Origin of the sequence: Methylobacterium sp. J-067 (genome assembly GCF_022829465.1) — a bacterium.
Lineage (GTDB): Bacteria > Pseudomonadota > Alphaproteobacteria > Rhizobiales > Beijerinckiaceae > Methylobacterium > Methylobacterium litchii.
In genome coordinates this window covers 474804-488604 of record NZ_JAKSXZ010000146.1, presented here as the reverse complement: position 1 = coordinate 488604, position 13801 = coordinate 474804, and the positions used below count along the sequence as shown (strand labels likewise).

General features: G+C 69.4%; 14 protein-coding genes. 1 reads left to right on the top strand and 13 read right to left on the bottom strand.

The genetic code is table 11. The features are described 5' to 3' along the window. Positions 1-2 precede the first annotated feature (2 nt). The 11 genes from MKK52_RS25820 to MKK52_RS25770 form a co-directional block, all read right to left on the bottom strand. The gene (locus MKK52_RS25820; RefSeq protein ID WP_243959386.1) at positions 3-1571 is read right to left on the bottom strand and encodes a SpoVR family protein; all 1569 of its coding nucleotides are present in this window, start codon (positions 1569-1571) and stop codon (positions 3-5) included. Positions 1572-1626: 55 nt separating this feature from the next. Further along, positions 1627-2922 (bottom strand): YeaH/YhbH family protein, encoded by a 1296-nt coding sequence (locus tag MKK52_RS25815; RefSeq protein WP_243959384.1) that lies wholly within the window; start codon positions 2920-2922, stop codon positions 1627-1629. Between the two features lie 97 nt (positions 2923-3019). Further along, on the bottom strand, positions 3020-4972 hold the full coding sequence (locus MKK52_RS25810) for a PrkA family serine protein kinase (RefSeq protein ID WP_243959382.1): 1953 nt from the start codon (positions 4970-4972) through the stop codon (positions 3020-3022). Between the two features lie 229 nt (positions 4973-5201). Beyond that, positions 5202-5672 (bottom strand): Ig-like domain-containing protein, encoded by a 471-nt coding sequence (locus MKK52_RS25805; RefSeq protein WP_409564753.1) that lies wholly within the window; start codon positions 5670-5672, stop codon positions 5202-5204. Positions 5673-5755: 83 nt separating this feature from the next. Next, positions 5756-6175, bottom strand: a complete 420-nt coding sequence (locus MKK52_RS25800) for a hypothetical protein (protein ID WP_243959380.1) — start codon at positions 6173-6175, stop codon at positions 5756-5758. 70 nt (positions 6176-6245) lie between these two features. Next, positions 6246-6737, bottom strand: coding sequence for a MerR family transcriptional regulator (locus tag MKK52_RS25795; protein ID WP_243959378.1), 492 nt, complete (start codon positions 6735-6737; stop codon positions 6246-6248). 83 nt (positions 6738-6820) lie between these two features. Beyond that, a complete protein-coding gene (locus MKK52_RS25790; protein ID WP_243959376.1) occupies positions 6821-7141 on the bottom strand; it encodes an integration host factor subunit alpha in 321 nt (106 codons plus the stop codon). A gap of 146 nt (positions 7142-7287) precedes the next feature. Further along, complete coding sequence (locus MKK52_RS25785; protein ID WP_243959374.1) at positions 7288-8253, bottom strand: beta-ketoacyl-ACP synthase III; 966 nt, start codon at positions 8251-8253, stop codon at positions 7288-7290. A 57-nt stretch (positions 8254-8310) separates the two neighbouring features. Next, entirely contained in the window at positions 8311-9345 is a 1035-nt protein-coding gene (gene plsX, locus MKK52_RS25780; RefSeq protein WP_243959372.1) for a phosphate acyltransferase PlsX, read from the bottom strand. 120 nt (positions 9346-9465) lie between these two features. Continuing rightward, the gene (locus tag MKK52_RS25775; protein ID WP_243959370.1) at positions 9466-9984 is read right to left on the bottom strand and encodes a YceD family protein; all 519 of its coding nucleotides are present in this window, start codon (positions 9982-9984) and stop codon (positions 9466-9468) included. Next, on the bottom strand, positions 9981-10544 hold the full coding sequence (locus tag MKK52_RS25770; protein WP_243959368.1) for a ubiquinol-cytochrome C chaperone family protein: 564 nt from the start codon (positions 10542-10544) through the stop codon (positions 9981-9983). Before MKK52_RS25770 ends, MKK52_RS25775 begins: the two co-directional genes overlap by 4 nt. 173 nt (positions 10545-10717) lie before the next feature. On the opposite strand from MKK52_RS25770, the gene MKK52_RS25765 reads away from it, so the two are divergent. Next, positions 10718-11215, top strand: coding sequence for an outer membrane protein assembly factor BamE (locus MKK52_RS25765; RefSeq protein ID WP_243959366.1), 498 nt, complete (start codon positions 10718-10720; stop codon positions 11213-11215). On the opposite strand, the gene MKK52_RS25760 is transcribed toward MKK52_RS25765, so the two are convergent. Together MKK52_RS25760 and MKK52_RS25755 are read right to left on the bottom strand one after the other, a co-directional pair. Continuing rightward, positions 11209-11859, bottom strand: coding sequence for an HAD hydrolase-like protein (locus MKK52_RS25760; protein WP_243959364.1), 651 nt, complete (start codon positions 11857-11859; stop codon positions 11209-11211). The genes MKK52_RS25765 and MKK52_RS25760 overlap by 7 nt on opposite strands. After that, positions 11856-13766: a PAS domain-containing protein gene (locus tag MKK52_RS25755; protein ID WP_409564741.1), complete on the bottom strand. Its 1911-nt coding sequence runs from the start codon at positions 13764-13766 to the stop codon at positions 11856-11858. The genes MKK52_RS25760 and MKK52_RS25755 overlap by 4 nt, the downstream gene beginning before the upstream one ends. Between the last annotated feature and the right edge of the window lie 35 nt (positions 13767-13801).

Genomic DNA, 13801 nt, shown 5'->3' with positions numbered 1-13801 from the left:
CGTCAGAAGAAGATCGGCCGGGCGCTGGCGCTCATCTCGCTGAGGACGGTGCCGTTGGCCTCCACCTCCTTGAGCACCACGTCGTAGCCCCAGAGGTCGGCGAGGTGCTGCAGCACCCGGCGGGCGTCGTCCTTCTGCAGGGTGATCTTGTTGAGCACCTTGTGGTGCAGGACGAGGCGGCGGTCCCCTTCGAGGTCGACGTCGACCACCTCGATGTCGGGATCGAGCCACGCCACGTCGTATTGCCGGGCGAAGGAGCGGCGCAGGCGGCGATAGCCGCGCTCGTCGTGGATCGCCTCGACCCGCAGGGCCTGCTCGTCGGGATCGTCCACCACGTGGAACAGGCGCAGGTCGCGCATCAGCTTGGGCGAGAGGAACTGCGCGATGAAGCTCTCGTCGCGGTAGTTCTCCCAGCAGTCGCGCAGCACCTCCATCCCGTCGCCGCGACCGGCGATGTCGGGGAACCACTCCCGGTCTTCGTCCGTCGGCGTCTCCGCGATCCGGGCGATGTCCTGCATCATCGCGAAGCCGATCGCGTAGGGGTTGTGCCCGCCATAGGAGCGGTCGTCGTAGTTCGGCTGTCGGATGACGTTGGTGTGCGATTGCAGGAATTCGAGATAGGCGGCCTCGGTGATCTGGCCGGTCTCGGAGAGGGCGTTCATGATCCGGTAGTGGACGTAGGTGGCGCAGCCCTCGTTCATCACCTTGGTCTGGCGCTGCGGGTAGAAGTACTGCGCCACGAGGCGCACGATCCGCAGGATCTCCCGCTGCCAGGGGCGCAGGCGCGGGGCGACCTTCTCCAGGAAGTAAAGGATGTTCTCCTGCGGCAGTTCCAGCAGGGCGCGGCGGCGCTCGGCGGCCATGTCGGAGGGGGCGGCGCCCGGCTTGTTCGGCAGGGTGCGCCAGAGGTCGTTGTAGATCTGCTCGCCGTGCTCCACCCGCTCGCGCTCCCGGCGCTGCTCGGAGGCGAGGTCGGGGCGTTTCTTGCGCGGATAGCGGTGGACGCCCTGGCTCATCAGGGCGTGGGCGGCGTCGAGCATCTGCTCCACCGCCTGGTGGCCGTAGCGCTCCTCGCAGCGGGCGATGAAGCCCTTGGCGAAGTCGAGATAGTCGAGGATGCCCTCGGCATCAGTCCACTGCCGGAACAGATAGTTGTTCTTGAAGAAGTGGTTATGCCCGAAGGCGGCGTGGGCAATGACGAGCGTCTGCATCGTCGCCGTGTTCTCCTCCATCACGTAGGAGATGCACGGGTCCGAGTTGATGACGATCTCGTAGGCCAGCCCCATCAGGCCGCGCCGGTAGCCCGATTCGTGCTGGGCGAAGTGTTTGCCGAAGGACCAGTGTTTGTAGAACAGCGGCATGCCGATGGAGGCATAGGCGTCCAGCATCTGCTCGGCGGTGATGATCTCGATCTGGTTTGGGTACCAGGACAGCCCGAGCCGCCGCGCCTCGACCTCGCAGGCGTCGTGGATCCGCCGGATCGTGTCGAAATCCCAGTCGTTGCCGGTGAACAGCGGTTTGTCGGCGCGGATGATCGACTTCGTCTTCGTCCCGCTCAAGGTGGCGACCATGGCACCCTCTTCCTCGACACTCTTAGCCCGACCCTGAAGCGGGAAGGGCACGCGCTCACGCCTCTGCCTTGTCCTTGCGGCCGAACAGCTCGCGGAACACGGGGTAGATCTCCCGGCGGTGGTTCACCTTGCGCATGGCGATGGGGCCGCCCGCCTTGGCGATGGCCTCGTAGGTCCGCCACAGGGTGGTGCGGTGCTCCACGAAGCCGGCGCGGGGGCCGTTCTCGTCGCCCACCTCAAGATAGGCGAAGTGCTGGCAGGCCGGCAGGATGTCGGCGCGCAGCAGGTCCGTCGCGGTCGGCCCGTCGCTCGACACGTTGTCGCCGTCGGAGGCTTGCGCCGCGTAGATGTTCCAGTCGTTCGGGTCGTAGCGCTCGGCGATGACGCGCTTCATCTCGATCAGCGCCGAGGAGACCAGCGTGCCGCCGGTCTCGCGGGAGCCGAAGAAGGTCTCCTCGTCTACCTCGGTCGCCCGGTCGGTATGGCGGATGAAGACGATCTCCACGTGGCGGTAGCGCCGCGTGAGGAAGATGTGGAGCAGGATGTAGAACCTTTTGGCGAGGTCCTTCATGTGCTCGGTCATCGAGCCCGACACGTCCATCAGGCAGAACATCACCGCCTGCGCGATGGGGCGCGGATAGGGCTCGAAGCGCCGGAAGCGCAGGTCGATGGGATCGACGTAAGGGATGCGCCTCGCCCGCTCCCGCAGCAGGGTGAGCGAGGCTTCGAGGTCGGCCCGCACCGGGTCGCCCTCGTGCAGCGCCGCGATGCGCTTCTCCAGGGCCTCGACCTCGTCGGGCTTCGGCCGCTTCAGGGCGATGCGGCGCGACATCGAGTTGCGCAGCGTCCGCGTCAGGGCGAGGTTGGCGGGCGAGCCCGTCACCGTGTAGCCGGCCCGGCGCAAGCCTTCCGTCTCCACGATCGACAGGCGGCGCTTGGCAAGGTCCGGCAGTTCGAGGTCTTCGAGGAACAGTTCCAGGAACTCGTCCCGGGTGAGGACGAACTGGAAGGCGTCCTCGCTGTTCTCGCCGCCGTCCCCGCCCTCGCCGGAGCCGCCGCCGCTCCCGCCGCCGCCCGGCGGGCGGTCGATCGTATCGCCTTCGACGTAGGTCTTGTTGCCGGGCAGGATGTGGTCGTGCCGGCCGCTGCCGGGCTGGCGGCTGAAGCGCGGCTCGCGCACCCCATCCGCCGGCACGGTGACGCGGCCGTCCTTGCCGAGGTTCTTGATGTCGTTCTCTCGGGCCGATTCACGCACCGCCCGCTGGGCCACGTCCTTCACGCGGCGCAGGAAGCGCTGACGGTTCGGGAGGCTCTTGCCCCCCGGATTGAGGCGTCGGTCGACGATGTGCATCAGGTGCTCAAGCCCTCGCCCGCGTGTCCGGCCGGCTGGAAGTCTCGCCGGCCGATCGTCCGAAACTGTGGCGGCTGAGGGTGTTCGAACCCGGCCCTCAGCCCGCCTGCTTCACCCGCATGTACCATTCCACCAGACGGCGGACCTGCCGCTCGGTGTAGCCCCGCGACACCATCCGCTCGACGAACTCGCCGTGCTTCTTCTCGGTGTCGCCGTCCTTCTTGGAGCCGAAGGAGATGACCGGCAGAAGCTCCTCGACCTGGGAGAACATCCGCCGCTCGATCACCTCCCGCAGCTTCTCGTAGCTGGTCCAGCTCGGGTTGCGCCCGCCATGCTGCGCCCGCGAGCGCAGGGCGAACTTCACCACCTCGTTGCGGAAGTCCTTCGGGTTGGCGATGCCGGCCGGCTTTTCGATCTTGGTCAGCTCCTGGTTCAGGAGCTCACGGTTCATGAGCTGGCCGGTCTCGGAATCCTTGAAGTCCTGATCCTCGATCCAGGCATCGGCGTAGTCGATGTAACGGTCGAACAGGTTCTGGCCGTAATCGTGGTACGATTCGAGGTAGGCCTTCTGGATCTCGTGGCCGATGAACTCGGCGTAACGGGGCGCCAGTTCCGTCTTGATGAATTCGAGGTACTTCTTCTCGGTCTCCGGCGGGAGCTGTTCCCGGCGGAGCGACTGCTCCAGCACGTACATGAGGTGCACGGGGTCGGCGGACACCTCGGTCGTGTCGTGGTTGAAGGTCGCAGCCAGCACCTTGAAGGCGAAGCGGGTCGAGATCCCGTCCATGCCCTCGTCGACGCCGGCCGAATCCTTGTACTCCTGCATCGAGCGGGCGCGGGGATCGACCTCGCGCAGGCTCTCGCCGTCATAGACCCGCATCTTGGAGAACAGGTTCGAGTTCGCGTGGTCGCGCAGGCGCGAGAGCACCGAGAATCGCGCCAGCATCTCCAGCGTGCCCGGCGCGCAGGCCGCGTCCGAGAGTTCGGAGCCGGAGATCAGCTTGTCATAGATCTTCTGCTCCTCCGTCACCCGGAGGCAGTAGGGCACCTTGATGACGTAGATGCGGTCGATGAAGGCTTCGTTGTTCTTGTTGGTCTTGAAGGTCTGCCACTCGGCCTCGTTCGAGTGGGCGAGGATCACGCCCGTGAACGGAATCGCGCCGATATTCTCGGTGCCGACATAGTTGCCCTCCTGCGTCGCGGTGAGCAGCGGGTGGAGCATCTTGATCGGCGCCTTGAACATCTCGACGAATTCGAGAACGCCCTGGTTCGCCCGGTTCAGGCCGCCGGAATAGGAGTAGGCATCCGGGTCCGCCTGGGAGAGTGTTTCCAGCCGGCGGATGTCCACCTTGCCGACGAGGGACGAGATGTCCTGGTTGTTCTCGTCGCCCGGCTCGGTCTTGGCGATGCCGATCTGCCGCAGGCGCGACGGGCGCACCTTGATGACCTTGAACTGAGAGATGTCGCCGCCGAACTCGTCGAGGCGCTTCAGCGCCCAGGGGCTCATCAGGCCGGTGAGGCGGCGGCGCGGGACGCCGTAGCGGCGCTGGATCTCCTCGCCCATCACCTCCGGGTCGAACAGGCCGAGGGGGCTTTCGAAGACGGGGGAGACCTCGTTGCCGGCCTTCAGCACGTAGATCGGGTGGAACTCCATGAGGAGCTTCAGCCGCTCGGCGAGGGAGGACTTACCGCCGCCCACAGGGCCGAGCAGGTAGAGGATCTGCTTGCGCTCCTCCAAGCCTTGCGCCGCGTGCCGGAAGAACGAGACGATCCGCTCGATCGTCTCCTCCATGCCGTAGAATTCGCGGAAGGCGGGGTAGGTGCGGATCGTCCGGTTCATGAAGATCCGGCCGAGGCGGGAATCCTTGGCCGTATCCACGAATTCCGGCTCGCCGATCGCCGCCAAGATGCGCTCCGCGGCGGAGGCATACATCAGCGGTTCGTCGCGGCAGGCTTCGAGATACTCGGAGAGGCTCATCTCCGTGTCGCGGCGTGCTTCGTAGCCGCGGGCGAAGCTCTGGAAGAGGTCGTTCGTCGCTTGCATAGGCATTCGCGTCACCCTCTCAGACCGGGACAGCTTCATCCTGTCCCGGCTCGGATGCAACCGACAGGCCCGCCATTTGTCGCAGTGCGGCGACGACGCCGCAATCATGGTGATTGCGTGCAACACTCGCGGAAACGAATTCCACACTCGTCAGACTACGGAGTGGTATTCTTCCAAGAGCCTTTGCTGTCGTCGCCGAAAAACGATGCATTGAGCGAATTCGACTGCCTGCGGCTTAGAGGTCGGTGCCTTCTTTCTTGGCATCGGTCGATGGCTTGGCGGTGGCGCCGCCGACGGTGATCTTGATCGTCTGTGTCTGGATCTGCCCGTCCGAAGTCTTGACCTCGAACGTCACCTCATCCTGGCCGCTATAGCCTGCATTGGCCTGGTAGAAGAGCGCCTGGACGGCGGCCTCCTTGTTCGGGCAGCGGTAGCTCGCGGGGGTCTTCAGCTTGCCGACCTTGGTGATCACCGAACCGTTCTTCGGTGCGCCGGACACCTTGAACTCCGGCATCGGGCCGGAGCTGCAATCCTTCTTGAGATTGGGCGCGATCTCCAGCCGCACCGTCTGGCCCGGCGCCACCGTCTTGGAGCGCGTCACCGTCGTCTGGGCGGCGGCAGGGACCGCCAGCAACAGGACGCCGAACAGGGCCGGGAAGCAGCGGCCGGGGAGGGCGGTGGCGATCGTCACGGGGCAGGTCTCCATCGCGGGCAGTGGACCGGCCCGCCTGATGGGCATGTGGGAACGTCCACGGCGCGCGTCGAGGGGCGGCGGCCGACGAACCCGCCTCAGTCCTGAAGCGCCGCCGCGACGATGCCGGTGACGCGGGCGATCTGCGCGGGGGTGAACTCGCCGCTGAGGGTCGAGGCCAGCCGTTCCTCCACCCGCGCCCGCTCGCCGGCATCGGCGATGGGGGAGGCGGGGATCTCGTCTTCCTTCAGACGGCAGACCTTGCGGATCGTCTCGGCGGCGGCGAGCAGCTTCTGGCGGTCGGCGGGGCCCATCTCCCACAGGGGGGCGCGCAGGCGGGCGATCACCCGCCGCGCATCGCGGTACTTCGGATCGACGGCGGTCGCCGCCTCGACCTGACTGACCAGGGTGATCAGTTCGAGGATTTCAGAGGCCGCATCCGGGCAGGCGCGGACGATCCGCAGGATGCGGGCCATCAACTCCTGACTGGGAGACAACTTCTGGTGAGGAGTGGCCATTCGGGCGACAACGCAAGTCCCCCGGTAAAGTTCGGCCCCTGCGACAACGCCCTGTCAGGCCTTGCATCCGCTAGTCCGGCGGCTGGCGCAGCCCGTCGAGGATCGCCCGGCAGGCCCGCATTTCGTGGAGGGCGTCCTCCAGGGCGGCCTGATCGACGGAGGGGAGGGCGGCGCTCGCCGAATCGTAGGCGGCGTGGCCCTCGGCGCCGGATTCGAGGTCCTGCAGCGGCGGCGGCGCGGCCATGGCCTCGCCCCGGCCGACCGCCTGGACGAAGCGGATGCCGTTCTCCTTGATGATCCGCTGCGCGCCCTTGATCGTGTAGCGGCGGACATGGAGCAGGTTCTTGATGCCGGCGACGAGGTCGACATCCTCCGGCCGGTAGTAGCGCCGGCCGCCGGCCCGCTTCAGCGGACGGATCTGGCCGAAGCGCGTCTCCCAGAAGCGCAGGACGTGCTGGGGCACGTCCAGGTCCTGCGCCACCTCGCTGATCGTGCGGAAGGCGCCCGCGCTCTTCTCCCGCGCCTCGTTCGTGTCGTCGGTGGCGGCCAGCACTGGGGGCATCGTGATTCGACTGAGGCTATCGGGTGAGGGCGATCTTGCAGCCCTCGCGGGCAACGCTCAAGCCTCGATCGGAGGCCGCGTCCTCACTCGTCGTCGTCCTCGCCCTCGCCGGTGAGGCCGTTGATGCGGGCCTTGAGGACGTTCGAGGGCTTGAACACCATGACCTGACGGGGCTCGATGGCCACCTCGACGCCGGTCTTGGGGTTGCGGCCGACCCGGCGGCCCTTGCTGCGCACCACGAAGGAGCCGAAGGAGGAGAGCTTCACCGTCTCGCCGTTGGCGAGGCAGGTGCAGATCTCGGAGAGGACGGTTTCGACCAGGGCGGCGGATTCGGTCCGCGACAGCCCGACCTGATGGTAGACGGCCTCGCTCAGGTCGGCACGCGTCACCGTCTTCCCCGCCATTCCTCGTCCCCTCGCCGGCTGGCCCCTGTCCCGACGCGGGCCTCCGGGCGGTCCTGCCGCCGGGCCCAGTGGGACGTATCTCTATGATCCGCCACGCTAATCCGCTGCGGCGGCCCGGTCAACCACGGGTTTTGCGCCCGCCTCTCCTACCAACGGAGGAGTGCCGCGCCCCAGCTGAAGCCGCCGCCGATCGCCTCGATCATCACGAGGTCGCCCGGCTTGATGCGGCCGTCCCGGACGGCCACGTCGAGGGCTAGCGGGATCGAGGCGGCGGAGGTGTTGCCGTGCCGGTCCACGGTCATCACGATCTTCTCGCGGGCGATGCCGAGCTTGTCGGCGGAGGCCTCGATGATCCGGCGGTTGGCCTGGTGCGGCACGAACCAGTCGAGGTCGTCGGCGGTGACGCCCGCCTTCGCGAAGGCGTCCACGATCACGTCCGTCACCTGCCCCACGGCGAAGCGGAACACGTCCTTGCCCTCCATGCGGAGATGGCCGACCGCGCCGGTCGAGCCGGGGCCGCCGTCGACGTAGAGCTTGTCGCGATACCGCCCGTCCGAGCGCAGGGCGGCGGAGAGCACCCCGCGCTCACCGCCCTCGCGGGCTTCGAGCACCACGGCCCCGGCGCCGTCGCCGAACAGGACGCAGGTGGTGCGGTCCTCCCAATCGACGATTCGCGAGAAGGTCTCGGCGCCGATCACCAGCGCGCGCTGGGCCGCCCCGGTGACGAGGAACTTGTCGGCGGTGGTGACGCCGAACACGAAGCCGGCGCAGACCGCCTGCAGGTCGAAGGCCGCGCCCTGGCCGATGCCCAGGGCCGCCTGGATCTCGGTGGCCGTGGCGGGGAAGGTGTGGTCCGGCGTCGAGGTCGCGCAGATCACGAGGTCGATGGCGTCGGGGCCGAGCCCGGCCGCGTCGAGGGCGGCCTGGGCGGCGCGGGTGCCCAGCGTCACGGTGGTCTCGTGCGGGGCGGCGATGTGGCGCTGACGGATGCCGGTCCGCTGGACGATCCATTCGTCGGAGGTCTCGACCCGCTCGGCGAGCATGGCGTTGGTGACCGCCCGCTCGGGCAGGCAGGAGCCTGTGCCGAGGACGACGGAACGCAGGGCTGACATCGTGTGGTCCTTTCCGGCAGGCCCGTCGTGCGGCCCGCCCGTCTCCTCAAGCGGCGCTCAGGCCGGGGCCAGGGCCGGCGTCTGGTCGAGCATCTCGCGGATGGTGCGGATCATGTCGTGGCGGGCCATGTCGTGGGCGAGGTCCACGGCGGAGGCGAAGCCGGCGGCGTTCTCGGAGCCGTGGCTCTTCACGACGATGCCTTCGAGGCCCAGGAACACGCCGCCATTGGCGCGGCTCGGGTTCATCTTGTCCCTCAGCGCCCGGAAGGCGTGGCGGGCGAAGAAGGCGCCGATCTTGGCCGAGAGGGTGCGGGTCATGGCCGAGCGCAGATAGGAGCCGATCTGCTTGGCCGTGCCCTCGGCGGTCTTCAGGGCGATGTTGCCGGTGAAGCCCTCGGTGACGACCACGTCCACCGTGCCCTTGCCGAGGTCCGTGCCCTCCACGAAGCCATGGTAGGTCAGGCCCGCCGCCTCCATCTCGCGCAGCATCCGGGCGGCTTCCTTCACCGCCTCGTTGCCCTTCATCTCCTCGGTGCCGACGTTGAGCAGGCCGACCGTCGGCCGGTAGAGGTCGAACACGATGCGGGCCATGGCCGAGCCCATCACCGCCATCTCCACCAGATGCTCGGCATCGGTGCCGATGGTGGCGCCGACATCGAGCACGACGCTCTCGCCGCGCACGGTCGGCCACAGGCAGGCGATGGCCGGGCGCTCGATGCCGGACATGGTCTTCAGGCAGATCTTCGACATCGCCATCAGCGCGCCGGTGTTGCCGGCCGAGACGCAGGCGTCGGCCTGCCCGTCGCGCACCGCCTGGACCGCCTGCCACATGGAGGACTTGCCGCGCCCCTGGCGCACGGCTTGGCTCGGCTTGTCGTCCATGGCGATGGAGACGGTGGTGTGGCGGATCTCGACGCAATCCTTCAGCCGTGGCTCGGCGGCCACCAGCGGCGCGAGGATCGCCTCGTCGCCGAACATCAGGAAGGTCATGCCGGGGTGGCGCTCGCGGGCGATGGCGGCACCGGGCACCACCGTCGCGGGGCCGTGGTCGCCACCCATGGCGTCGAGCGAGATGCGGACGCGGTCGGACATTGGATCTAGGTTCGCGGCCTCGGCGGGGAGGGATCCGGCGGGGCACCACCGGGCGCGGCGGACCATAGCGATGCCCGCCGCATGGGCAAACGAATTCGGCGCCGGGTCGGGTTCCGCCGCTCAGGTCCCTTCTTCGCGAAGCCGGCGAAGGACATCGAACGGGCTGCTCTCCGGCCCGCTCGCCACCGGTTCGAAATCCACGCCGGGCTTGCGCGGATAGGGATCGAGGCCGAGCGCGAGGAATTCGGCGGTGAGCGCGCCGAGGTCGATGCGGCCGTTCACGATCGGGTCCGGCGGCTCGGGGGCGCCCTCGGGCGGGCCCTCCTCCGGCTCCTCCGGCGGCGGGGCGTCGCTGTACACCACCTCCACCGGCTCGCGCACGGCGGTCTCGAAGGGCTCCAGCGTCACGGTGCAGACCTGCGTCACCACCGCCTCCAACGTGCCGGTGACGGTGAGCCGGCTCACCGTTCCCGTCAGGGCGTAGCGGCCGACGAGGTCGCGCACCGCCGGGATGCCGAAGTCGCGGGCCAGCACGGCGCATTCCTCCTCGGTCGCCTCGACGGAGACCTCGGCCCGGCCGCGCGGCAGGCGGCCGACCTCGATGGGGCGGGAGAGGGGCTGGCGGGGCGTGGCACTCATGCCTGGTTGTCCGTGACAGTAGCGGGCCGCGCGAAGGCGGCCGGTTCGGGGAAGGGCGGCCCTGCTTGGAGCAGGGAATCGAAATCGACGGCCGCGAGCGCGGCCTCGGCGGCACGGACATAGGCGGCGAGCCCGGCCGGGTCGGAATCGGGGCCGAGGATGTTGCGGGCGAGCGCCGCGCGGAGCCCCGCCTCGTCCGGGGCCGCGAGGGCGGCATCGTAGCTGCGCGCCCGTCCGTAGAAGGCGGAGGCGATCTTCTTCATGCGCTTGCTCACGCCCACGTCGCTGACGCCGAGTTCGCGGACATTGGCATCGAGGTTCGCGAACACCGCGTCCACAAGCTCCTGCGCGAAGTCGGCGGCGGGGGGCGGCAGCCGGTCGAGCCGGCGCAACACGAGGTAGACGTGCAGGCACAGGGCCTCGAACCGTCCCTCCACCGTGTCCGGCACGGCGAGGTCGGTATAGAGGCCGGGCTGCCGCGCGGCGGCCACGATGGCCCCATGCAGGGCCTCCACGGGGCGCCTGCGCGCGGCGCCGCGCCGGAAGAACCGGGCGATCACCGGAGCGCGCCCGGCGGCGGGGGAACGAGAAGGCCACGGCGGTGTGGCCAAGCTTGCCTTGTCAAAGCCATGACCACGCGGTAGGCCAACCGACGCCCGGGGCGCAAGCGCCGCCGCACATCGTGCGGCCGGTCCGCCGCGTCCTGGCGGTCAATGGAATGCTTGGGGGGCCGATGCGGCGCCGTCTCGTCTCGTCTTTCACGCGCCTTGCCCTGCTCGGCCTCGTCGGCGCAGGTCTGTCCGGCTGTATCGGCGAGGAATTGCGCCACGGCTATCAGGTCGATCAGGCCGCCCTCGCCACGGTGAAGCCGGGCATGGGGCCGGAGCAGGTGCTCCAGATCCTCGGCACGCCCTCCACCGTGTCCACGGTCGGCAACAAGTCCTGGTACTACATCTCCCAGAACACCAGCCGCACGGTGATGTTCCTGGGCGAGCAGGTGCAGGACCAGAAGGTCATCGCCGTCTACTTCACGCCGGGCTTCAAGGTGGAGCGCGTCGCGCTCTACGGCATGCAGGACGGCAAGGTGTTCGACTTCATCGACCGCACGACGCCGACGAGCGGCCAGGATCGGGCCTTCATCAGCCAGCTCTTCCGCGGCCTCACCCGCTACGAGCCCTTCGGCTCGGGCTCCGGCGCCAGCATCGTGCCGGGCGCGAACCGGGGTCAGTAGGCCCCGCCGACCGCCGCGACCACCTCGCCCGGTTCCCGGAACAGGTGGTCCGGCGCGAGCGCGGCGAGTGCCTGCGGGTCGGTGTAGCCCCAGGCCACCGCCCCGAAGGCGCAGCCCATCGCCCGCACGGCTTCCGCGTCGCGGACCTCGTCCCCGACGCAGAGCACCCGCCCCGGCGGCAGCCGCGCGGCCTTCACCAGCCGGCGCAGGCGCCGGCCCTTGCCGAAGATAGAGGCGCCGCAGGACCACGCGCCGATCCGCGCCGCATCCTCCGGCCCCAGCACCCGCCGCACCACGTCCTCGCGATTCGAGGAGAGGATCGCGAGCCCCGCGCCCGTCGCGGAGAGCCCCGCCAGCATGGACGGGATGCCGGGGAACGGGTGCAGCTGCGCGACGTCCCGCGCGGCGAGCCGGTGCATGTGCCGGGCGATGAGCGGCACCTTCCAGCGCGGGATTCCGAGATGGCGCAGGATCTCCCGCGCGCCGAGGCGGCGCAGGGCCTCGACCTCGTGCGCCTCCACCCGGCGGAAGCGATAGCGGTCGGCGACGCCGTTCAGGACCCTGCAGAACCAGCCGAAACTGTCGATGAGCGTCCCATCGACGTCGAGCACCACGAGGCCGTAGGGGCCGGCGCGGGCCGTCAATGGCGCAGGTTCGCCACCGGCACGTCGAGGCGCATCACCAGCCCGCCCGGCGCCCAATCGTGTTCGAGCAACCCGTCGAGCTGCCCGGCGATGCTGCGCTCGGCCAACACCGTGCCGAAGCCTTTTCGCGATGGCGGCGCGGCGACGGTGGGGCCGCCGCTCTCGGCCCAGGTCAGGGTGTAGCGCCCGTCCGCGTGCATCCCGGTGAGCGCGACCTGCCCGCCCGCCTGGGAGAGGCCGCCGTATTTCACGGCGTTGGTGGCCTGCTCGTGCATGATGAGCGCGAGCGCCGTGGCGGTGCGCTCGCCGATCTCCACGTCGTCGCCGCCGATCGCCACCCGCTCGCGGCCCCCCTCGGTGTAGGCCGCCATCAGCAGCCGCATCAGGCCGAGCACGGTTTGGCCCGCCACGGCGGGGGCGCTGTCGGGGGAATGCGGGCGGACGTATTCGTGGGCGCGGGCCAGCGCCCCCAGCCGCTCGCGGAATGCCGCCGCGAAGGGCTTCGAGGCCGGATCGCTGCGCGCGGTGAGGGCGGCGAGGCCCCCGACCACTGCGAAGATGTTCTTGATCCGGTGGGACAATTCCCGGATCAGCAGGTCGCGCGCCTCCTCCGAGCGCTTCGCCTCGCGCAGGTCGCGGGTGACGGTGGCGAAGCCCGCCACCGCGCCCGAGGCATCGCGCACGGTGAAGATCGTGGAGCGCACGGCGATGCTCTCGCCGGTCGTGAAATGCCGGAAGGCGAGCTCGCCCTCCCACCAGCCTTGGCGGTGCACCGCCGGCATCACCGTGTCGGCCAGTGCCAGCCGGCTCTCGGCGGTGAAGAAATCGGGGATCGTCAGGGTGCGGGCGGCGGCGAGGTCGGGCAGGCCCACCAGCGCCAAAGCCGCCTCGTTGAGGTGATCGACCCGGCCGTCCTCGCCCGCGAGGCCGATGAAGTCCTTCGAGGCCGCGACGATGGCCGCGAGCCGGACCGCCTCGCCCTCGGCCCGCTTCAGGTCGTCGATGTCCGTGCAGGTGCCGAACCAGCGCTCGATCCGGCCCTCCGCGTCACGGATCGGCATGGCGCGGCCGAGGGTCCAGCGGTAGACGCCGCTGTGGTGGCGCAGGCGGTACTCGATCTCGTAGGGCTCGCCGGTCTCCAGGGAGTGGCGCCAGCGGGTCCAGGCCCTCTGCTGGTCGTCGGGGTGGAACATGTCGTTCCAGCCCTCGCCGTCCGTCGAGCCGTAGGGCACGCCGGTGAACTCGTACCAGCGGTCGTTGTAATAGTCGTGGAACCCGTCCGGCAGGGTCGTCCAGACCATCTGCGGCATGGACGCGGTCATCACCCGGAAGCGGCGCTCGGTGGCGGCCAGCTCCGCCTCGCGCTTGGCGACGAGGGCGAGGGCGCGGCGATGTTCGAACAGGGTCGAGACCTGCCGGGCCAGGGCGGCGAGGGTCGCGGTCTGGCCGGGGGTGAGGCCCTCGGGGCGCGTCTTGTAATCCAGCACGCAGAGGGCGCCGAGGAACACGCCGTTCCGGCCGGGGATGCCCGCGCCGGCATAGAAGCGGTACCCATCCTCGGTGACGAGGGGACTGGCGGCGGTCCTCGGGTCGGCTGTGAGGTCGGGGATCGTCAACTCGCCGCCGGCCGCCAGGGTGTGGACGCAGATCGTCCGGTCGAGGCCGAGTTCGCGCAGGCCGAGGCCGATCTCGGCCTTGAACCATTGCCGGTCCGAATCGAGCAGGCTCACCAGCGCGACGGGCGCACCGCAGACATGGGCCGCGACGGAGGCGAGGTCGTCGTAGGCGCGCTCGGAGGGGGTGTCGAGGATGCCGAGTTCGTCAAGCTCCGCCGCCCGGTCCGCGGCGTCCCGGCGGGATTCGGACATGTCGGGGAGGGCGCATGCGCCGGGCATCGGCTTGGTCATGGTGTGCCCGACACTTAGTCGCCCGTAACGGCCAT